This is a genomic window from Streptomyces sp. NPDC058284 (assembly GCF_042881135.1).
Taxonomy (GTDB): domain Bacteria; phylum Actinomycetota; class Actinomycetes; order Streptomycetales; family Streptomycetaceae; genus Streptomyces.
This window is the reverse complement of record NZ_JBHVYE010000001.1, coordinates 261,067-283,531: the sequence shown is the minus strand read 5'-3', so window position 1 is coordinate 283,531 and position 22,465 is coordinate 261,067. Positions and strand designations below refer to the sequence as shown.

Sequence of the window (22,465 nt, the reverse complement as noted above, 5' to 3'; positions counted from 1 at the left end):
GGAAGGGTTCGGACGGGGCCGGCGGTTCAGCCGATGACCGTGAGGTCGGACGTGCCCCAGTAGGACTTCAGGTGCCGGATGAGGCCGGCCGCGTCCATGCGGATCACGAGCATCGCCGTGCGCCGGATGCGCGCCGTATCCGGGTCGTCGGGGGGCTTGAGCCAGCCGCGCCCGGCGTAGAGCGGGCCCGCGGGCAGGTAGTCCATGACGGAGGTGACCTGCATCAGCGCGTGCGTGGCGTCCTGCCCGGCGACGGGTTCGGCCGCCTCCTCGCGGATGCGCGCGGAGAGCAGCCGCTCGTAGTGGGCGCGCAGCGCGTCGTGCCCGGTGACGGGCGGCAGGCCGACCGGGTCCTCCAGGACGGCGTCGGGCGCGTACAGCTCGATGACGGCGTCCAGGTCCCCGGCGTTGATCCGACGGCTGTGCTCCTGGACGCGCTTCTTGCGGGCGAACTCGTTCATCGCTGTCCCTCCACTGCCTGTCCCTCCACGGCCTGCCCGTTGCCTGCCGACCCGTTGCCGTCGCCGCCGCCCTTGCCGAGGTCCCGGTCGATGAAGGCGAAGATCTCGTCCGCCGACGCGTCCTGGATGCGGGCGGCGACCGCCGCCTCGTCGGCTGCTTCCACCGGTGCGTCGAGCCGGGCCAGCGTGGCGCGCAGCCGCCCGGCCAGCTCGGCCCGTGCCGTGCCGTCCTTCGAGGAGACCGAGAGCAGGGAGTTCTCCAGACGCTCGAACTCCGCCAGGACGTCGGCGAGCGGATCCGCGGCCCGCGGCGCGAGTTCCTGCCCCAGATGCGCGGCGAGCTCCGCCGGATTCGGGTGGTCGAAGACGAACGTGGCGGGCAGCTTCAGGCCGGTCGCGGCCGATAGCCGGTTACGCAGTTCCACCGCGGTCAGCGAGTCGAAGCCGAGCTCCCGCAACCCCTGCGTGGCGTTGACGGGCGTCGACGCCTCGTACCCGAGGACCGCCGCGACGTGCGTGCGCACCAGGTCGAGCAGCGCCTCCTCCCGCTCCGTGTCGGACATCCCACCGAGCGCCCTGAGCAGCGCGGACGCCCCCGCGGAACCGGGCCCGGACCCGGAGCTTTCGCCCTTGCCCCCGCTGCTCACCAGGTCTCGCAGGAGCGCGGGCGCGGGACGGCTCTCGGCCTGCCTGCGCATCCGGGCCAGGTCCAGACGGACCGGCGCGAACAGCGGCAGACCGCCCGCCCACGCGACGTCCAGGAGGGCGAGCCCTTCGTCGGCGCCGAGCCCGACCACGCCGGCCCGCGCGTGGCGCGCCCGGTCGGCGTCGGTCAGCCGACCCGACATCCCGCTCTCCAGATCCCAGTAGCCCCACGCCAGCGAGGTCGCCGCGGCGCCGCTGTCGTACCGGTGGCGGGCGAGCGCGTCGAGGAAGGCGTTGGCGGCCGTGTAGCCGCCCTGGCCGGGGCCGCCGAGCAGCCCGGCGACGGAGGAGTAGAGGACGAACGCGGACAGGTCCGCGTCCCGCGTCAGCTCGTGCAGGTTCCACGCGGCGTCCGCCTTGACCCGCATCACCTCCTCGACCTGCTCGGCCGTGAGGTTCTGCACCACAGCGTCGCTCACGGTGCCCGCGCAGTGGAAGACGGCGGTCAGCGGATGCTCCGCCGGTACCGACTCCAGGAGAGCGGCGGCCGCGTCCCGCTCGCCGGGGTCGCAGGCGGCGAAGGTGACCCGCGCGCCGAGCGCGGAGAGGTCGGCCGCCAGCTCCAGGGCCCCCGGCGCGTCGGCTCCGCGCCTGCTGGAAAGGAGCAGCCGCCGGGCGCCGTGGCGGCTCACCAGGTGGCGGGCGGTCAGCGCGCCCAGGGCGCCGGTGCCACCGGTGATCAGCACGGTGCCTTCGGGGTCGAAGGCGACGGGCAGCGTGAATACGGTTGTACGTGCCGAGGCGGGAGCGGCCTCCGCCGCGGGCGCCTGCCGTACGTCCCACGCCGTGACGTCGAGCGGCTCCAGGGCCCCGTCGGGGCTCAACCGGGCCAGTTCGGCGAGGATTTCCCGTACACGGCCGGGCTCGGGAGGTGGGAAGGACACCTGGCCGACGTCCGGGGCACCCGGGCGGCGGACCGCGAGACTTCCCCTCTCCGCTACGAGCAGCGACTCCCCGTCGCGCCGCACGACGACATCCGCCGGCACGTCGTACGCGGCCACATAGGCCCCAACGGACCCGGCGGCCTGCACCCAACTCCACCCGGACGGAACGGGGGTGAGCAGCGAGGCCTCGGTGACGGCCACCGGACCGACCGTGTCGACCAGCCCCATCACCCGGTCACCCACGGCCACCGATCCGGCATCACCGCCGACCTCGGTCACCACACCGGCGGCCCAGACCTGTCCCGTGCCGAGCGGATCAGTACCCGTATCCGTACTCGTATCCGCGTCCGCGTCCACGTCTACGTCCGCACCCGGCGCGGCAGCCGCCCGCACCGTCACCCGCACCTCGTGCGGCGCCAACGCCCGCCCGGCTTCAGGAGCGTCGACGAGCGCGAACTTCCCGCCGGTGGCGCCCTCTTCAGTCCGCGCCAGACGCCACGTGGGCGACCCGACCGGCGGGGCGAGCCGCGCCGAAGCCTCGTCCCGGACGAGCCGCGGCACGTATGCCTGCCCGTCACGCAGCGCCAACTCCGGTTCCTGAGAAGCCAGTGTGTCCGGCACCGCCGCGAGGGAGGTCTCCAGAACGTCGAGATCGAGCAACGTGAGCCGACCAGGGTTCTCCGCCTGCGCGCTGCGTACCAGGCCCCACAGGGAAGCGGCGGGCAGATCACCGGCGACCTCGCCCGGCCGCGCGGCGACCGCGCCCCGGGTGACGACGACGAGGCGGCTCGCCGCGAACGCGGGATCGTCGACCCACTCCTTGAGCAGCGACAGAAGGGACACGGCGGCCCGTCGCGCACCTTCGGCCGCATCGCCGCCCGCACGCTCATCCGGTGTGACGCACACCGCGAGTACGACATCGGGCGCCTCACCCCCGGCCTCCACCGCGGCGCGCAGGGCGGCGAACGTGCCTCGCACAGGAACACCGGCCAACACACCGGCCAGTGCCGCCCCCAGCGGCTCCCCGGCGGGCGCGACGACAGCGTGACGCGTGCTGCCGCCCTCCTCACCGGCCCGCGCTGCCGCCTTCGTCCACTCGACCCGGAAGAGCGCGTCACGGTCCGCCGCACGGGCACCGGCGATCTGATGGGCGGCCACCGGCCGCACCGTCAGTGACTCCAGGGTCAGGGCCGGTGCTCCACCGCCGTCCACGGCGGTCAACGCCAGCCGGTCGGGTGCGGTGCGTGCGATACGTACCCGCAGTGTGTCCGCGCCCGGCGCATGCACCCGCAGCCCGCTCCAGGAGAACGGCAGCAGGACCTGGTCGGTGTCGGCGGACGACGTGACCGCGTCCAGAATCAGTGCGTGGAGCGTGGCATCGAGGAGGATCGGGTGCACCTGATAGCGGTCGGCCTTGCCGCTCTCCGTCTCGGGCAGCGCCACCTCGGCGAAGATGTCCTCCCCGAGCCGCCAGACGCTCACGAGGCCTTGCGAACCGGGGCCGAACTCATAGCCATGCGCGGCGAGTTCGTCGTACGGGTCGGGCCCGCCGACCGGTGTGGCGCCGGGCGGCGGCCAGGCGCCGCCGAACGAGACGTCCTCGGAATCCGGCCCGGCGGGAGCGACCGCACCCGCGGCATGCCGGGTCCACGCGGCCTCCTCGCCCTCGCCCTCGCCCGAGGGCCGCGAGTGGACGGTCACGGGCCGTCGGCCGTCCTCGGCCGCGGAGCCGACCGCCACCTGCAGATCGACGGCGCCCGCGCCCCCGTCCCCGAAAGCGAGCGGAGTGTGCAGCGCCAGCTCCGCCAACTCCGCGCAGCCGACCCGCACCGCGGCCTGCAACGCGAGCTCCACGAAAGCCGAGCCGGGCAGCAGCACGGTGTCCATGACCCGGTGCTCCGCCAGCCACGCCTGGTCCCGCGGCGAGATCCGGCCGGTCAGCAGGTGACTGCTGCCGTCCGCGAGCTCCACGGCGGCCCCGAGCAGCGGATGCCCCGCAGAGGCGAGCCCGAGCCCCGCCGGGTCCCCGGCGATCCCCCTGCGCCCCTCCAGCCAGAAACGCTCCCGCTGGAAGGCGTACGTCGGCAGATCCACCACCCGCGGCAACGGCACGGCCGGGAACCAGCGGCGCCAGTCGATGTGGGCGCCTGCGGTGAAGGCGTGGGCGGCGGCGCGGGTGAGCTGGGTGGTGTCACCGTGGTCGCGGCGAAGGGTGGGGATGACGGTGGCGGAGACGTCCGCCTGCTCGATGGTCTCTTCCATGCCGAGGTTGAGGACGGGGTGGGGGCTGGCTTCGATGAAGAGCCGGTAGCCGTCGGCCAACAGCGTCTCGATGGTGTCGGCGAAGCGGACGGGCCGGCGGAGGTTGGTGACCCAGTAGGCGGTGTCGAGGGCGGTGGTGTCGGCAAGCCGTTCCGCGCTCACCGTCGAGTAGAACGCCACGTCCGTGCGGGAGGGCCGAATGTCGGCGAGACGCTCGGTGAGCAGGTCGTGGAGCTGGTCGATCTGAGGGCCGTGGGAGGCGTATCCGACGTCGATGACCCGGGCGCGCAGGCCACGTGCCTCGGCATCCGCCACGACAGCGGCCACATGCTCCGGCGGTCCCGAAATGACGGTGGACGAGGGCCCGTTGACGGCGGCGACGCACACGCCGGGCCGGTCGTCCCCGATCAACTCAGCGACCTGCTCGGCACTCGCCCCCAGGGATGCCATGTCCCCGTGGCCCTGGAGTTGCCGCAGGGCGTCACTGCGTACGGCGACGATTCGCGCCGCATCCTCCAACGACAGCGCACCGGCCACACACGCGGCGGCCATCTCCCCCTGCGAATGCCCCACCACAGCAGCCGGTACGACCCCACAGTCCGCCCACACGGCAGCCAGTGACACCATCACCGCCCACAACACCGGCTGCACCACCTCAACGCGAGACAGCTCACTGCCGTCCCCGCGCAGCACCTCCGTCAGCGACCAGTCCACATACGCCGACAACGCCCGCTCACACTCAGCAATCCGACCCGCGAACACCGGCGACTCATCCAGCAGCCGAGCCCCCATCCCCACCCACTGCGACCCCTGCCCCGGAAACACCAACACCGGCCCGGCACCGGAAGCCCCCCGCACAGCCCCTTCGACCACATGCGCCGACGGCTCACCCGCAGCCAGCGAACGCAACCCCGCCACAAGCTCCGCACGCTCCCGGCCCACCACCACAGCCCGGTTCTCGAACACCGAACGCGTCTTGACCAGCGACCAGCCCACGTCCAAGGGCGACGCCAGCTGCGGGTCGGTCGTCGCGCGGTCGAGCAGTGAGGCGGCCTGTGCCCGTAGCGCGTCCTCGCCACGGGCCGAGATCACCCACGGCACCACTTCGGAGGGCGCCTCGCCCGTCGGGGTGCTCACGGGCTCCGGCGTGTCCGGGGCCTGTTCGAGGATCAGGTGGGCGTTCGTGCCGGAGATGCCGAAGGCGGACACGCCGGCGCGGCGCGGGCGTTCGCCGCGCGGCCAGGCGACGGGTTCGGACAGCAGGCGTACGCCGCTGTCCGCCCACTCCACGTGCGGTGTCGGTGCGTCGATGTGCAATGAGGCGGGCAGCTGCTCGTTCCGCAGGGCCATGACCATTTTGATCACGCCCGCGACTCCGGCCGACGCCTGGGCGTGGCCGATGTTCGACTTGATCGAGCCGAGCCACAGCGGGCGGTCCTCGGGCCGCCCCCTGCCGTACGTGGCGACCAGCGCGCCGGCCTCGATGGGGTCGCCGAGCATGGTGCCGGTGCCGTGCGCCTCCACGGCGTCGACGTCCTCGGCGGAGAGGCGGGCGTTGGCGAGGGCCTGCCGGATCACGCGCTGCTGGGCCTGTCCGTTGGGTGCGGTGAGGCCGTTGCTCGTGCCGTCCTGGTTGATGGCGGAGCCCCGGATCACGGCGAGGACGTTGTGGCCGTTGCGGCGCGCCTCGGAGAGCCGTTCGAGGACGACGAGGCCGACGCCCTCCGCCCAGCCGGTGCCGTCGGCGGCGGCCGCGAACGGCTTGCACCGCCCGTCCTTGGCGAGTCCCCGCTGCAGGGAGAACTCGACGAACGCGCCCGGCGTCGCCATCACCGTCGCGCCGCCCGCGAGGGCGAGCGAGCACTCGCCCTGCCGCAGCGCGTGCGCCGCCTGGTGAATCGCCACCAAGGACGACGAGCAGCCGGTGTCGATGGTCATCGCCGGGCCTTCGAGGCCGAGTACGTACGACACCCGGCCGGAGGCGACACAGCCCAGGTTGCCGGTGCCGATGTACCCCTCGACCTCGGTGGGGCGTTCGCCGACGAGCGCCAGGTAGTCGAAGATCGTGAGGCCGGTGAAGACCCCGGCGTTGCTGCCCTTGAGGGTCTCCCGGTCGAGCCCCGCGCGTTCGATCGCCTCCCAGGCGGTCTCCAGGAGCAGCCGCTGCTGCGGGTCCATCGCGATGGCCTCGCGCGGACTGATGCCGAAGAAGCCCGCGTCGAAGTCGCCCGCGTCGTACAGGAACCCGCCCTCGCGCACATAGCTGGTGCCGCGGCTCTCCGGGTCGGGGTTGTACAGCGCCTGGAGGTCCCATCCCCGGTCGTCGGGGAAGTCGCCCATGGCGTCCTTGCCGGCCGTGACCAGGTCCCACAGCTCCTCGGCGGACCGGACGTCGCCCGGGTAGCGGCAGGCCATGCCGACGATCGCGATCGGCTCGTCGTCGGCGGCGGCCGTCGTCGCGGCCGTCCGCGTGGCATCGGCGGTCGCCGTGTCGCCGGACAGCTCGGCCAGCAGGACGTCGGTGAGGGAGTCGGGGGTGGGGTGGTCGAAGACGACCGTGGTCGCCAGGGTCAGGCCGGTGCTCTTGTTGAGCCTGTTGCGCAGCTCCACCGCGGTCAGCGAGTCGAAGCCCAGCTCCTGGAACGGCTGTGTCGCGGGCACGGCGTCGACGTCGGAGTGCCCCAGCGTGGCCGCGGCCTGCGACCGTACGTGCTGGAGCAGCAACTGCCGCTGCTGTGCGGGCTTCGCCCCGGTCAGCTCCTGTTGCAGCGACGACGCGTCACCGGAGGCGTCCTCCCGGTCCGCCGCCGGGCTGCTCGCCCGTCGGTTCTCGGGCAGGTCGGCGAGGAGCGGGCTCGGCCGCTGCGCGGTGAACGTCGACGTGAACTGCGCCCAGTCGAAGTTCGCCACGGTCAGCGTCGTCTCCTCCGCGTCCAGCGCCTGATGCAGCGCCTTGACGCACAGGTCGGGACTCAGCGGATGCAGGCCGAAGCGGCTGAAGAACGTCAACGCGGCCTGGTCGGAGGCCATTCCGGCTTCGGCCCAGGGGCCCCAGGCGATAGAGGTGGCGGGCAGGCCCTGGGAGCGGCGGTGTTCGGCGAGAGCGTCGAGGAAGTGGTTGGCGGCGCCGTACGCGCCCTGTTGTCCGCTGCCCCACACACCGGCGCCGGAGGAGAACATCACGAACGCCGTGAGACCCGGTTCCAGCTCCCGCGTCAACTTGTGCAAATGATGAGCCGCGAGGGCTTTCGGGCGCAGCACCTCGTCCAGCTCCGCGCCGGTCACTTCGCCGAGACCGATGTAGTTCGGCACGCCCGCCGCGTGGATCACGGCCGTGAGTGGCTGCTCTACGGGGACGCCCTCGACGAGGGTGCGTACCTGTTCGCGGTCGCCCACGTCGCAGGAGGTGACGGTGACGGTCGTACCCAACTCGGTCAGTTCGGCGGCCAGTTCGCGGGCACCGGGCGCGTCGGGGCCGCGGCGGCTGGTCAGGAGGAGGTGCGGGGCGCCTTCGCGGGCGAGCCAGCGGGCGAGGACGGCGCCGATTCCGCCGGTGCCGCCCGTGATGAGCGTGGTGCCCTCGGGCCGCCACCGCACACCGCTGTCGCGCGTGTGAGCCGGTGCGTGGGCGAGACGGCGGGCCTGGACGCCGCCCGGCCGGACGGCGATCTGGTCCTCGTCCCGGGAGGCCAGGGCGGTGGCGAGACGGGTGAGCGCCTGATGGTCGATGCGCCCGGGCAGATCGACGAGCCCGGCCCACAGGTGCGGATACTCCAGGGCGGCGACCCGCCCCAGGCCCCAGACCTGGGCCTGGACCGGGTGGGTGAGGGCGTCGGTGGCGCCGGTGGAGACGGCGCCCTGTGTGAGGGTGCGTACGGCGATGTCAGCGCCGTTGTCGCCGAGGGCCTGGACGAGAGCGGTGGTCGCGGCGAGCCCGGCGGGCACGGCCGGGTGATCGGGATGCGGCTCCTCGTCCAGGGGCAGCAGGTTGACGATCCCGGCGTACGCGGCTCCCTCCATGAGGGACGCCAACTCCTGGGCAAACGACGCCCGTTCCACGTCGCGCGCGTCCACCACATGCCGCCGCACCCCGCCGCCGTGCGCCGCCAAGGTCTGTGCCGTCGCCAGGACGGCCGGGTGATCGGCGTGCGCGGCAGGCACGAGCAGCAACCAGTCGCCGTCCAGCCGCGGCGCCGCGGTGTCGGGCTGATGCTTCCACGTGACGTGATACCGCCAGGAGTCGACCGTGGTCTGCTGCCGGTGACGGCGTCGCCAGGCCGAGAGGACGGGCAACGCGGGCTCCAGCGCCCCCACGGCCTCCGTCCGGCCTTCGACGCCCAGGCTGCCGACCAGGGCATCGACGTCCAGATCCTCGATCGCTTGCCACACCCGTGCCTCGACGGGATCATGCCCGCCGCCCGTGGGTACGCCCGCCGCGGGCGGCTCCACCCAGTAGTGCCGACGTTGGAATGCGTAGGTGGGGAGGTCGACGGTACGGGGGGCGGGGTCGGCCGGGAACCAGCGGCGCCAGTCGACGTCGGCACCCGCCGTGAACGCCTGCGCGGCCGCGTGCGTGAGCTGGGTGCGGCCTCCCTGGTCGCGGCGGAGGGTGGGGATCGTGTGCGCTTCGATACCGGCCTGTTCGAGGGTTTCCTGGATGCCGAGGTTGAGGACGGGGTGGGGGCTGGCTTCGATGAAGAGCCGGTAGCCGTCGGCCAACAGCGTCTCGATGGTGTCGGCGAAGCGGACGGGCCGGCGGAGGTTGGTGACCCAGTAGTTCGTGTCGAGGGCGGTGGTGTCGGCAAGCCGTTCCGCTGTCACCGTGGAGTAGAACGCCACGTCCGTGCGGGAGGGCCGGATGTCGGAGAGACGCTCGGTGAGCAGGTCGTGGAGCTGGTCGATCTGAGGGCCGTGGGAGGCATACCCGACGTCGATGACCCGGGCGCGCAGGCCACGTGCCTCGGCATCGGCAACAACGGCCGCCACATGCTCGGGCGGGCCCGAAATGACGCTGGACGAGGGCCCGTTGACGGCGGCGATACACACACCCGGCCGGTCGCCGCCGATCAGCTCAGCCGCTTCCTCCGCACTCGCCCCGAGGGATGCCATGTCCCCGTGCCCCTGCAACTGCCGCAGCGCATCACTGCGTACGGCGACGATTCGCGCCGCATCCTCCAACGACAGCGCACCGGCCACACACGCAGCGGCCATCTCCCCCTGCGAGTGCCCCACCACAGCAGCCGGTACGACCCCACAATCGGCCCACACCGCCGCCAGCGACACCATCACCGCCCACAACACCGGCTGAACCACCTCAACGCGGGACAGCTCACTGCCGTCCCCGCGCAGAACCTCCGTCAGCGACCAGTCCACGTACGCGGACAACGCCCGCTCACACTCAGCAATCCGGCCCGCGAACACCGACGACTCATCCAGCAATCGAGCCCCCATCCCCACCCACTGCGACCCCTGCCCCGGAAACACCAACACCGGCCCCGGGCCCACATCCCCCGCAACCCCCGACACGACCTCCCCGGATGCCTCACCCGCCGCCAGCGTGCCCAGAGCGGAGACGGCCTGAGCGGGGTCATGTCCGACGACCACGGCGCGGTGCGCGAACAGCGGTCGTGTCGTGGTCAGGGACCAGCCGATCTCCAGAGGCGAGGCATCCGTGTTCTCGGAAGCGAAAGCGCCCAAGCGGCGCGCCTGTTCACGCAGCGCGTCACCGGTGCGCCCGGAAACCACCCACGGCACCACCACACCCGGGGACGCGGGCGCAGGCTCGGCAATGGGCCCGGGATCAGGCTCGGGAGCGGGCGCCTCCTCCAGGATCAGATGCGCATTCGTCCCGGAGATGCCGAACGCCGAGATGCCCGCCCGACGCGTGCGCTCCGCCGGCCATTCCACCTGCTCGGAGAGCAGCCGTACGCCACCCTGCTCCCACTGGACGTGAGGTGAGGGCGCGTCGATGTGGAGGGAGGCGGGGAGGAGGCCGTCGCGGAGCGCCATGACCATTTTGATCACACCGGCGACGCCCGCGGCGGCCTGCGTGTGACCGATGTTCGACTTGACCGAGCCGAGCCACAACGGCCGTCCCTCGGGCCGTCCTTGGCCGTACGTGGCCAGCAGGGCCTGCGCCTCGATGGGATCGCCGAGCGTGGTGCCGGTGCCGTGCGCCTCCACGGCGTCAATGTCCTCGGGGGAGAGGCGGGCGTTGGCGAGGGCGGCGCGGATGACGCGTTCCTGCGAGGGGCCGTTGGGGGCGGCGAGGCCGTTGCTCGTACCGTCCTGGTTGACGGCCGAACCCCGGACCACCGCGAGGACCTTGTGGCCGCGGCGCCGTGCCTCGGAGAGCAGTTCGAGTGCCACCACACCGGCGCCCTCGCCCCAGCCGGTCCCGTCGGCGGCGGCGGCGAACGGCTTGCAGCGCCCGTCGGGTGCGAGCCCGCGCTGCCGCGAGAACTCGGTGAACGAGCCGGGCGTGGCCATGACCGTCGAGCCACCGGCGAGCGCGAGGGAGCACTCGCCCTGGCGCAGCGCCTGGCTCGCCAGGTGGATCGCGACCAGCGAGGACGAGCAGGCCGTGTCGACGGTCACCGCGGGGCCTTCGAGCCCCAGCGTGTAGGAGATGCGGCCCGACACCACGCTGCCGAGGTTGCCGGTGCCGATGTACCCCTCGACCTCGCTGGCCGTCTGGCTGATCAGCGTCAGGTAGTCGTGGGCGCTCACACCGGTGAAGACGCCGGTGTCACTGCCCTTCAGCGCCTGCGGGTTGAGGCCCGCGTGTTCGATCGCCTCCCAGGCGGTCTCCAGGAGCAGCCGCTGCTGCGGGTCCATCGCCACGGCCTCGCGCGGGCTGATGCCGAAGAAGTCGGCGTCGAAGTCGCCCGCGTCGTACAGGAAGGCGCCGTCCCGCACATAGCTGGTGCCCGGGTGCTCCGGGTCCGGGTGGTAGAGGGAGTCCAGGTCCCAGCCGCGGTCGTCGGGGAACGCGGAGACCGCGTCGCCCCCGTCGCGCACCAGCCGCCACAGATCCTCGGCGGAGCGCGTGCCGCCGGGATAGCGGCAGGCCATGCCCACGATCGCGACCGGCTCGGCCGACTCCTTGTCGCGGAGCTTCTGGCGGGCCTCGCGCAGCTCCGCGGTGACCCACTTGAGGTGATCGAGAAGCTTCTCCTCGTTCGACATCTGACCCAGGCTCCTTGGCGCTACGTGGTGATGGGGACGTATGAGTGGAGGGGAGAGGTGAGGAGAGGACGGGGGACGGGACGGGGACGGAGGCGGGTGCCGGTGGGGATCAGGACTTCCCGAATTCGCTGGAGATGAGGTCGAAGATGTCGTCCGCGCTCGCCGCCTCCAGGTCGGCGTGGGTGGAGTCGGCGCCCTCCGGTCCTTCCTGCGCCGGACTCCACTTGGAGACCAGGACCTGTAGTCGCCCCACGATGCGCCGACGGGCCGCCTCGTCGACTTCGGCCGTGCCGTACGTCGCGTCCCACTTGTCGAGCGCCGCGAGTACGTTGCCTTCGTCGGCGGCCCCCTCGTCGCCGAGTTGGCCGCGCAGGTGCGAGGCGAGGGCCTCGGAGGTCGGATGGTCGAAGATCACGGTGGTGGGCAGGGAGAGCCCGGTCGTGGTGTTGAGCTGGTTGCGCAGTTGGACCGCGGTGAGCGAGTCGAAGCCCAGCTCCTGGAACGGTTTCGCGGCGGGGATGTCCTCCACCGTGCGGCCGAGCGTGGCGGCCGCGTACGTCCGCACGTGCTGGACCAGGAAGCCGTGCCGCTGTGCCGCGGGAGTCTTCGCCAGCTCCGCGCGGAAGGCGCTGGTCTCGGCCGCGAACCCGCTCTGCTCGGCCTCCCGCCGGTTCTCCGGAATGTCGTCGAGGAAGGGGCTGGGGCGCTGCGCGGTGAACGTCGGTGTGAACCGGGCCCAGTCGAAGTCCGCCACGGTCAGCGTGGCCTCGCCCGCGTCGACCGCCTGATGCAGCGCCTTGACGCACAGATCCGGGCCGATCGGAAGCAGACCGAAACGCTTGAAGTACGACAGCGACTCCTGGTCCGCCGACATTCCGGCCTCGGCCCAGGGGCCCCAGGCGATGGAGGTGGCGGGCAGGCCCTGGGAGCGGCGGTGTTCGGCGAGCGCGTCGAGGAAGTGATTGGCGGCGCCGTACGCGCCCTGCTGTCCGCTGCCCCACACACCGGCTCCGGAGGAGAACATCACGAACGCCGATAGACCGGGTTCCTCCCGCGTCAGCTCGTGCAGAGTCCAGGCCGCGGCGGACTTCGAGCCGAGTACTTCGCCGAGCCGCGCGGACGTCAGATCACCGATCGGCGTCAGATCGGTGATCCCCGCGGCGTGGACGACGGCGGTGAGCGGGTGCTCGGTGGGGATCTCATCGATGAGGTGACGGAGCTGGTCGGCGTCGCTCACGTCGCAGGCGGTGACGGTCACGGCGGTGCCGAGACGGGTGAGCTCGGCGGTGAGTTCCCGGGCGCCGGGGGCGTCGGGTCCCCGGCGGCTGGTGAGGTGCAGGTGGGGGGCGCCCTGGTGGGCGAGCCAGCGGGCGAGGACGGCGCCGAGTCCGCCGGTGCCGCCCGTGATGAGCGTGGTGCCCTCGGGCCGCCAGGCGGGGGCGGCCTTGCGGGTGCTGGGGGCCGAGGGGGCGTGCGTGAGGCGCCGGGTGTGGGTTCCTGTGGGGCGGACGGCGGTCTGGTCCTCTTCCCGGGGGAGGAGCGCGGCGGCGAGGCGGGCGAGGGTTCGGCGGTCGACGTGGGCGGGGAGGTCGACGAGTCCGGCCCAGAGGCGCGGGTGTTCGAGGGCGGCGACGCGTCCGAGCCCCCAGACGTGTGCCTGCACGGGGTGGGTGAGCGGATCGGTGGCGCTCGTGGAGACGGCTCCCTGCGTGACCGTGTGCAGGGGCGCACTCGTGCCGTTGTCGCCGAGCGCCTGAACAAGTGCGGTGGTCGCGGCGAGCCCCGCGGGCACTGCCGGGTGATCGGGATGCGGCTCCTCGTCCAGCGCGAGCAGATTGACGACCCCGGCAAGGCCGGTGGTGCCGACGGCGGCCAGATCCTCGCGGCGGACCCGGCCGATCTCGACGGCATGCAGTCGGACGCCGGCCGCTCCGTACGTGGTCAGCGCCTCGGCCGTGGCCCGTACGGCAGGATGCTCGGCATGGCCGTTGGGGACGAACAGCAGCCATTCTCCGTTGTGTTGAGGGGCGTCCCCGTCGGCCTGGTGCTTCCAAGTGACGCGGTAGCGCCAGGAGTCGATGGTCGCCTGCTCACGGTGCCGTCGACGCCATCCCTGAAGAACGGGCAACGCGGGCTCCAACGCCCGGACCGCTTCCTCGCTGCCCTCCTCCGAGCCCAGCGTCTCGGCCAGCAGCCCGAGGTCGAGATCATCGACGGCCTGCCACAGCTGGGACTCGGCAGCACCCGGCCCACCGCCGGCTGTCGCGGTGGAGGCGGCCGAGGCGGCCCGGTCCAGCCAGTAGTGCTGGTGCTGGAAGGCGTAGGTGGGGAGGTCGACGGTACGGGGGGTGGGGTCGGCCGGGAACCAGCGCCGCCAGTCGATGTCGGCGCCTGCGGTGAAGGCGTGGGCGGCGGCACGGGTGAGCTGGGTGGTGTCACCGTGGTCGCGGCGAAGGGTGGGGATGACGGTGGCGGAGACGTCCGCCTTCTCGATGGTCTCTTCCATGCCGAGGTTGAGGACGGGGTGGGGGCTGGCTTCGATGAACAACCGGTAGCCGTCGGCCAACAGCGCCTTGATGGTGTCGGCGAAGCGGACGGGCCGGCGGAGGTTGGTGACCCAGTAGGCGGTGTCGAGGGCGGTGGTGTCGGCAAGCCGTTCCGCGCTCACCGTCGAGTAGAACGCCACGTCCGTACGGGAGGGCCGGATGTCGGCGAGACGCTCGGTGAGCAGGTCGTGGAGCTGGTCGATCTGAGGGCCGTGGGAGGCGTATCCGACGTCGATGACCCGGGCGCGCAGGCCACGTGCCTCGGCATCCGCCACGACAGCGGCCACATGCTCCGGCGGGCCCGAAATCACCGTAGACGAGGGCCCATTGACGGCGGCGACGCACACACCCGGCCGGTCGTCGCCGATCAGCTCAGCCGCTTCCTCCGCACTCACCCCCAGCGAGGCCATGTCCCCGTGCCCCTGCAACTGCCGCAGCGCCTCACTGCGTACAGCCACGATCCGCGCCGCATCCTCCAACGACAGCACACCGGCCACACACGCAGCCGCCATCTCCCCCTGCGAATGCCCCACCACAGCAGCCGGTACGACCCCACAATCGGCCCACACGGCGGCCAGTGACACCATCACCGCCCACAACACCGGCTGGACGACCTCAACGCGGGACAGCTCACTGCCGTCCCCGCGCAGCACCTCCGTCAGCGACCAGTGCACATACGCCGACAGCGCCCGCTCACACTCCGCGATTCGAGCCGCGAACACAGGCGACTCATCCAGCAGTCGAGCCCCCATCCCCACCCACTGCGACCCCTGCCCCGGAAAGACAAGCACCGGCCCCGGGCCCACATCCCTCGCAACCCCCGACACCACATCCTGCGACGCCTCGCCCGCCGCCAGCGCCCCAAGACCCGCCGTCAACGCCTCACGGTCCCGGCCCACCACCACAGCCCGGTGCTCGAACACCGACCGCGTCGTGGCCAGCGACCACCCGACCTCCGCCGCCGACGAATCCGCCTCCGCGGACGCCCCGAGGAACTCACCCAGCCGCCGCGCCTGTCCCCGCAGCGCGGCCCCGCCACGCCCGGACACCACCCACGGCACCACGGCACCGGGCACATCCTGTGACACATCCGGAGAGGCATCCTCCGGTGCCATCTGCGGCACCTTTTCCGGCGCCTCTTCCGGCGCCTCCTCCAGGATCAGGTGCGCATTCGTGCCCGAGAAGCCGAAAGAGGACACCCCCGCCCGGCGCGGACGCCCGCCGCGGGACCACTTCACCGGCTCGGTGAGCAGGCGCAGCCCGCTCCCGTCCCACTCGACGTGGGGCGAGGGGGCGTCGGCGTGCAGGATGGCGGGCAGCAGTTCGTTCCGCAGGGCCAGGACCATCTTGATGACGCCGGCGACGCCCGCGGCGATCTGCGTGTGACCGATGTTGGACTTCACGGCGCCCACCCACAGGGGGCGGTCCTCAGGCCGTTCCTGCCCGTAGGCGGAGATGAGGGCGCCGGCCTCGATGGGGTCGCCGAGCGTGGTACCGGTGCCGTGCGCCTCCACGGCGTCGATGTCCTCGGGGGAGAGGCGGGCGTTGGCGAGGGCGGCGCGGATGACGCGTTCCTGGGCGGGGCCGTTGGGCGCGGTCAGACCGTTGCTGGCGCCGTCCTGATTGACCGCTGAGCCACGGATCACGGCGAGGACCTTGTGGCCGTTGCGGCGGGCGTCGGAGAGGCGTTCCAGGAGCACCACCCCGGTGCCTTCGGCCATGCCCATGCCGTCGCTGCCCGCCGAGAACGGTTTGCACCGGCCGTCGGGGGCCAGGCCGCGCAGCTCGCTGAAGCCGATCAGCGGGGCGGGTGACGACATGACGTACGTACCGCCCGCCAGCGCCAGTGAGCATTCCTGGGTGCGCAGGGACTGGGCCGCGAGGTGGAGGGAGACGAGCGAGGAGGAGCAGGCGGTGTCGACCGTGACGGCCTGGCCTTCGAGCCCCAGGGTGTAGGCGACGCGGCCCGAGGTGACGCTGCCGGAGTTGCCGATGGTGAAGTATCCGGCGGTGCCTTCGGGGACCTCGGAGGCGCCGAGGGCGTAGTCGAGGCCGTCGCAGCCGATGAAGGTGCCGGTGTCGCTGGAGCGGAGGGCGAGCGGATCGATGCCGGCGCGTTCGACGGCCTCCCACGCCGTCTCCAGGGCGAGCCGCTGCTGCGGTGCCATGGCCAGTGCCTCGCTCGGGCCGATGCCGAAGAAGGTGGCGTCGAAGTCACCGGCGTCGTAGACGAACCCGCCCTCGCGGACGTAGCTGGTGCCGGTGCTCTCCGGGTCGGGGTCGTAGAGGGAGTCGAGGTCCCAGCCGCGGTTGCCGGGGAGCGGGGCGACGGCGTCACCGCCCGCGGAGATCAGCTCCCAGAACTCCTCGGGGGACCGGACGCCGCCCGGCAGCCGGCAGGCCATGCCGATGACGGCGATCGGCTCGTGGCCCGCCGATTCGACGTCCCGCAACCGGCGTTCCGTCTGACGCAGGTCCGCAGTGACCCGCTTGAGGTACTCAAGAAGCTTCTCTTCGTTGTGCGCCATCCCGGGACAACCGCTCCTCTCCGCGAGAACGGCCGGACCCCTGACCCGATGACCGGACGGCCACGGGATCGGCGTGCGCATCGGGCAGGCGGGGCCCCGCCGGACCGCAGACTCGTCGACGGCGCTAAAGCCCTCCTAATACTCGGCTCCGTACGCCGGGACCGGACGCCTTCGGGCCTGGTGGCAGCCTTGCGCGGGGGACTGAGGGACTTCTTAGGGGCGCTTAAGCGGTGGCTGCAAAGGTGAGCCGGTGTCAGGTCGTCATGCTCTGACCACGCGAGTGGTCCTGCTCTGATCACGCGAGTCGTCATGCTCCGACCACGCGAGTGGTCCTGCTCTGATCACGCGAGTGGTCCTGCTCTGATCACGCGAAGCGAGGCATCGTGCCCATCACGGAAAGCAAGCCGGCCGCCACACTTCCCGACCTGGTCGACCCGTCGTTCTGGGCGCGGCCGCACGCGGAACGTGTGAAGCTGTTCGAGGAGTTGCGCGCGCTGCCGCGTCCGGCGTTCATCCAGCAAAACATGCCGGGGGTACCCTGGGCGTTCGGCTACCACGCGCTGGTCAAGTACGCGGACATCGCGGAGGTCAGCCGCAGGCCGCAGGACTTCTCGTCGAACGGCGCGACCACCATCATCGGTCTGCCTCCCGAACTCGACGAGTACTACGGCTCGATGATCAACATGGACAACCCCGAGCACTCCCGGCTGCGCCGCATCGTCTCGCGCTCCTTCGGCCGCAACATGGTTCCCGAGTTCGAGGCCGTGGCGACCCGTACCGCCCGGCGCGTCATCGGCGACCTCGTCGCACGCGGGCCGGGCGACTTCATCAGGCCCGTCGCCGCGGAGATGCCGATCGCGGTGCTCAGCGACATGATGGGGATTCCCGAGTCGGACCACGAGTTCCTCTTCGAGCGGTCCAACACGATCGTGGGTCCGCTCGATCCGGACTACGTTCCCGACCGCGCGGACTCCGAACGGGCGGTGATCGAGGCGTCGAAGGAGCTCGGCGACTACATCGCGCGGCTGCGCGAGGAACGGCTCGCCGCCCCGGGCGACGACCTGATCACCAAACTGGTGCAGGTCCAGGCGGACGGTGAGCAGTTGACCCGCCAGGAACTGGTCTCGTTCTTCATCCTGCTCGTCATCGCCGGGATGGAGACCACCCGCAACGCCATCTCGCACGCCCTGGTGCTGCTGACCGAGCACCCCGAGCAGAAGCAGCTGCTGCTGTCGGACTTCGACACCTACGCGAAGGGCGCGGTCGAGGAGATCCTGCGGGTCTCCACGCCCATCAACTGGATGCGCCGGGTCGCCACCCGCGACTGCGACATGAACGGCCACCGGTTCCGCAGGGGCGACCGGATCTTCCTGTTCTACTGGTCCGGCAACCGGGACGAGAGCGTCTTCCCGGACCCCTACCGTTTCGACATCACGCGTGCGGCGAACACCCATGTGACGTTCGGCGCGGTGGGCCCGCACGTCTGTCTCGGGGCCCACCTCGCCCGGATGGAGATCACCGCTCTCTATCGGGAGCTCCTCGCGGCGCTGCCCCGGATCCATGCCGTGGGGCAGCCCCGGAGGCTGGACTCCAGCTTCATCGAGGGCATCAAGCACCTGCACTGCGCGTTCTGAGCCGAGCCTCGTGAAGGCGGGCTCGTTCTGCCGGGGTCAGCGGCCGGACAGAGCGAGAGGCGGCGCCATCAGGTGTGTGTCGCCGGAGAGTATGGCCCGCTGCAACTCCTGCAGCGGGCGCCCCGGTTCGAGCCCCAGTTCATCGTTGAGCGTCTTGCGCACCGACTGGTACACCTTCAGCGCGTCCGCCTGCCGCTCGGACCGGTAGAGCGCCAGCATGAGCTGGCGGTGGAACGCCTCACACATCGGGTTCTCCGCGGTGAGGGCGTACAGCATGCCCACCGCCTCGCGATGGCGGCCCAGTTGGAGCTGGCACTCGACAAGCATCTCCTGACACTCCAGGCGGATCTCGTTCAGCCAGGTCGAGAACCCGTCGATGATCGGACCGTTGGCGACGGTCCCGTTCCCGCCCTGGCCGAGGACCGGACCGCGCCACAGCGCGAGCGCCTGGCCGAAGTGCGAAGCCGCCTCGTCGTACCGCTTCTCTCTGAGCAATGTCCTTCCGGCGTCAACGAGTTCAGGGAAGACCTGGGCGTCTATCCGGTCGTCGCCCTTGCGCAGCAGGTAACCCGGCGCGCGGGTCTCGACGGGATTGCCCGCCGTGCCGGGCACCTTGAGGAACTTGCGGAGCTGGGAGATGTACACATGGAGCCCGGCGGTGGCGCGCCGGGGCAGGTCCTCGCCCCAGATCTCCCGCATCAGCTGCTCCAGGGAGACGAGCTGGTCCGCGCGGACGAGCAGGACGGTGAGGACGACTTCGACCTTCTGCGCATTGATGGTGGAGTATTTGTTTCCGTTCCTGACGCGGAGCGGGCCCAACATCTCGTACCTCACTGGGCCGTCCCCCTTGTCGTCGCCGGCTGTTGTGCGCGGTCCGTCAGGGCCTTGGAGATGATCTCCGAGACGCCTTGCTGATGCGTATTGAGGTAGAAGTGGCCCCCGGAGAAGACCTTCAGGTCGAAGGGCCCGTCCGTGTGCTGCCGCCAGGCCGCCGCCTCGTCCCGCGTGGCCTGCGCGTCCCGGTCGCCGATCAGCGCGGTGATGGGGCAGGCCAGCGGAGGCGAGGGGCTCCACCGGTACAGCTCGATCGCCCGGTAGTCGTTGCGGACGATCGGGAGGATCTCCGCGAGCAACTCCTCGTCGTTCAGGAACATCGGGTCCGTGCCCCCGGCGCGGCGCAGCTCGGCCGCCAACTCGGCGTCGCTGAGGAGGTGTACGGTCCCCGGCCGGAAGACGGAGGGCGCACGGCGCCCCGACACGAACAGATGGCAGGGCTCGTTGCCCGTGCGCTCGCCCAGCCGCTGCGCGACTTCATAGGCGAGGACGGCGCCCATACTGTGGCCGAAGAAGGCCAACGGCCGGTCGCCGAAGGGCAGGAGCGCCTTGGTGACCAGATCGGCGAGGACGGGGATCTCGTCCACGAGCCGCTCTCTGCGCCGGTCCTGCCGGCCGGGGTACTGCACCGCGAGGACTTCCGCCTCGGGCAGCAGCGTGGGGGACTGCGCCAGTGGCTGGTAGTAGGTGGCCGAGCCGCCCGCGTGGGGGAAGCAGACCAGGCGAACGCCGGCTTCCGGACGGGGCCGGAAACGACGTATCCAGGGGTCCGACATATCGGGTGGGGAGGAGGCAGACAAGATCTTTCCCTTCGCCAGGAACGCTGACTACGGTGTCGCCGCACCGCATAGCCGCTCCTGATCATGCACAGCTCAAAGTTTAAAGAGCAACGTAGGTAAGATGGCAACGGATCGGAATGAGACACTCCCTTTTTCTTTGGAGTCGCATTCTCACGTGAACGAAATGTGAGCGGCAAGTTTAAGGTAAGTTCCATATGAATGCTTGACACTGCCTCTGGTGAAGCGAGGGGTGTGAGGCGTGATCGCCCGGTAGCGCTGAAGGCCCGGTGGAGTCGGCCTCGACTTTCGGTCCACTCGCGCGGGCGCTCCCATTTTGCGGGAATATTACGGCCTGCTGGTTTGATGATCTGTATCCGCCGTTGGCCTGCGACATTTACACGGTCCCCGGTGGTCGAAAGTAAATGATCTCTATTGCGTGTGTGAAGGTCGGTCGGATAACCCTGCGGGCCGATTCTGGCCGGTTGTTTTCTTGCGGTGCCGACGGGGCGTGACGGGTCTCGATTATGACGGTGGCGTTTGCCCGTGCCACCCTGAAACCGCAGCGCACGCGCCCCGGACGTGTGGTCGTGGAGCGGCCGTGCGTGCGGGCCTGGGGTGCCGAGTGGCCGGATCCGGCCCCGTGTGAAGCAGTGGCAGTCGGCCACTCGACCGGTCCGGGCGCCTCCAGGACGGGCCTGTCACCTTTTGGGGTGACTGTGCGCCGTTCAAGGGGCCTTGTCCGACCGCGCATCCGCGATCGTCGTGCCATGGATGACGTGCGGGAGCCGCGGGCAGGGGACAGGCCGGGGGCCGCCCCCGCCCGGGGCCGGCCCTCCGGCGCCCATCACCCCCCGACAGCGGCGGGGTAGACGTTCAGACGTACGTCCCCGCCGAACTCCGGCAGGCCGGCCACCGGGCCGGGGCTGCCACCCGAAGGAGCGCAAGACGATGAGCGAGAGCATGTCGTGGCTGATGCGGGACAACCGCAAGGCCCGCAAGCAGGGCGCGGCCGCGGTCGCGCGGCGCCGGGGCGACCGACTGGCGGACCTGGTCGCCTACGCCCGCTCCGCGTCGCCGTACTACCAGGATCTCTACCGCGGTCTGCCCGAACGGGTCGACGACCCCACGCTGTTGCCGGTCACCGACAAGAAGCGGCTGATGGACCACTTCGACGACTGGGCGACGGACCGGGACATCACCTTCGAGAAGGTGCGCGCGTTCACCGACGATCCCGACCTGATCGGACGCCGCTTCCTCGGCCGCTACCTCGTGGCCATCACATCGGGCACCAGCGGCAGGCGCGGCCTGTTCGTCCTCGACGACCGGTACATGACCGTGTCGTCCGCCGTCTCGTCCCGGGTGCTCGCTTCCTGGCTCGGCCCCCTCGGCATCGCCCGCGCCCTCGCCCACGGCGGCCGTTTCGCCCAACTCGTCGCCACCGACGGCCATTACGTCGGCTTCGCCGGATACTCCCGGATGGCGATGGAGGGCGGCGGGCGCAGCAAGCTGCTCCGCGCGCTCTCCGTGCATGAGCCGATGTCGAAGCTGGTGGCCGAGCTCAACGACTACCGACCGGCGTTCGTCATCGGCTACACCAGCACGATCATGCTGCTCACCGCCGAACAGGAGGCGGGCCGCCTGCACATCGACCCGGTGCTGATCGAGCCCGCGGGCGAGACGATGAGCGAGAGCGACACCGACCGCATCGCGAAGGCCTTCGGCGCCAAGGTGCGCACGATGTACAGCGCGACGGAGTGCACGTACCTCAGCCACGGCTGCGTCGAGGGCTGGTACCACGTCAATGACGACTGGGCCGTGCTCGAACCCGTCGACGCCGACCACCAGCCCGTACCGCCGGGAGAGTTCTCGCACACGGTCCTCATCAGCAACCTCGCCAACCGCGTACAGCCGTTCCTCCGCTACGACCTCGGCGACAGCGTCATGCTCCGGCCCGACCCCTGCCCGTGCGGCGCCTCGTCACCCGCGATCCGGGTCCAGGGCCGGGCCGGTGACATCCTCACGTTCCCCTCGGGCCGCGGCGACGACGTCCGGCTCGCCCCGCTCGCCTTCAGCAGCCTCTTCGACCGCATGCCCGGAGTGGAACTCTTCCAGATCGAGCAGACACAGCCCTCGACCCTGCGGGTACGCCTGGTCCGGGCCCCCGGAGCCGACGACGAACGCGTGTGGCGGAACGCTCACGACGGGCTGACCCGCCTGCTCGCCGACAACAAACTCGACAACGTCACCGTGGAACGGGGCGAGGAGCCGCCGCGGCAGGGCGACGGCGGCAAGTACCGGACGATCATCCCGTACACCGCCTGACCGGCCGCGTCAGCGGGCGTAGTCGCGCAACGGCGGCTCCGCGTCGGCCCATGGCTGGCTGTGGATCAGCAGCTCGACCGGGTAATTGAGCAGACCCGGCAGGGCGTTGACGGCTTCCGCACTGTTGAGCGGCATGATCGGCTCGGCGCAGTGCGCCCGGTCGATCCGGCCGGAGTCGGCGGGGCCCGGGTGCTCGATCGCGTCGTCGACCAGGTCGTTGGAGTACAGGTAGTCGACCAAGGCGATATTGGTGGGCCCCGGTCGCCCCCGGCCGCTGTGCAGTACCCCCAAACCGGGGGCGCCCCGCCGCGAAGGGGGCGGG

At 71.3% G+C, this 22,465-nt stretch carries 7 protein-coding genes and 1 pseudogene; 2 read left to right on the top strand and 6 right to left on the bottom strand.

Going from position 1 to position 22,465, the window contains the following annotated elements; translation table 11 throughout:
• Positions 1–26: 26 nt before the first annotated feature.
• The 3 genes and pseudogenes from ACFVYR_RS01105 to ACFVYR_RS01095 form a co-directional block, all read right to left on the bottom strand.
• Positions 27–461, bottom strand: coding sequence for a nuclear transport factor 2 family protein (locus tag ACFVYR_RS01105; RefSeq protein WP_384247300.1), 435 nt, complete (start codon positions 459–461; stop codon positions 27–29).
• Positions 458–11,488 (bottom strand): annotated as a pseudogene (locus tag ACFVYR_RS01100) (type I polyketide synthase); the annotation flags it as partial. The gene ACFVYR_RS01105 and the pseudogene ACFVYR_RS01100, both read right to left, overlap by 4 nt.
• A gap of 121 nt (positions 11,489–11,609) precedes the next feature.
• Positions 11,610–16,574 carry a type I polyketide synthase gene (locus ACFVYR_RS01095; protein WP_384247297.1) on the bottom strand — a complete coding sequence of 1,655 codons (4,965 nt, stop codon included), beginning with the start codon at positions 16,572–16,574 and terminating at the stop codon, positions 11,610–11,612.
• 383 nt (positions 16,575–16,957) lie between these two features.
• On the opposite strand from ACFVYR_RS01095, the gene ACFVYR_RS01090 reads away from it, so the two are divergent.
• Positions 16,958–18,208, top strand: coding sequence for a cytochrome P450 (locus tag ACFVYR_RS01090; RefSeq protein WP_384247294.1), 1,251 nt, complete (start codon positions 16,958–16,960; stop codon positions 18,206–18,208).
• Between the two features lie 36 nt (positions 18,209–18,244).
• Here ACFVYR_RS01090 and ACFVYR_RS01085 read toward each other — a convergent pair whose 3' ends face one another.
• Positions 18,245–19,042: a BTAD domain-containing putative transcriptional regulator gene (locus ACFVYR_RS01085; RefSeq protein ID WP_384247291.1), complete on the bottom strand. Its 798-nt coding sequence runs from the start codon at positions 19,040–19,042 to the stop codon at positions 18,245–18,247.
• Positions 19,039–19,818 (bottom strand): thioesterase II family protein, encoded by a 780-nt coding sequence (locus ACFVYR_RS01080; RefSeq protein WP_384247288.1) that lies wholly within the window; start codon positions 19,816–19,818, stop codon positions 19,039–19,041. The genes ACFVYR_RS01085 and ACFVYR_RS01080 overlap by 4 nt, the downstream gene beginning before the upstream one ends.
• A gap of 951 nt (positions 19,819–20,769) precedes the next feature.
• Between ACFVYR_RS01080 and ACFVYR_RS01075 the strand changes: the two genes are divergently transcribed.
• Positions 20,770–22,143, top strand: coding sequence for a phenylacetate--CoA ligase family protein (locus ACFVYR_RS01075; protein ID WP_384247286.1), 1,374 nt, complete (start codon positions 20,770–20,772; stop codon positions 22,141–22,143).
• Between the two features lie 9 nt (positions 22,144–22,152).
• Here ACFVYR_RS01075 and ACFVYR_RS01070 read toward each other — a convergent pair.
• Positions 22,153–22,465, bottom strand: a 313-nt coding sequence (locus ACFVYR_RS01070; RefSeq protein WP_389611058.1) for a hypothetical protein, incomplete at its 5' end; no start/stop codon positions are given.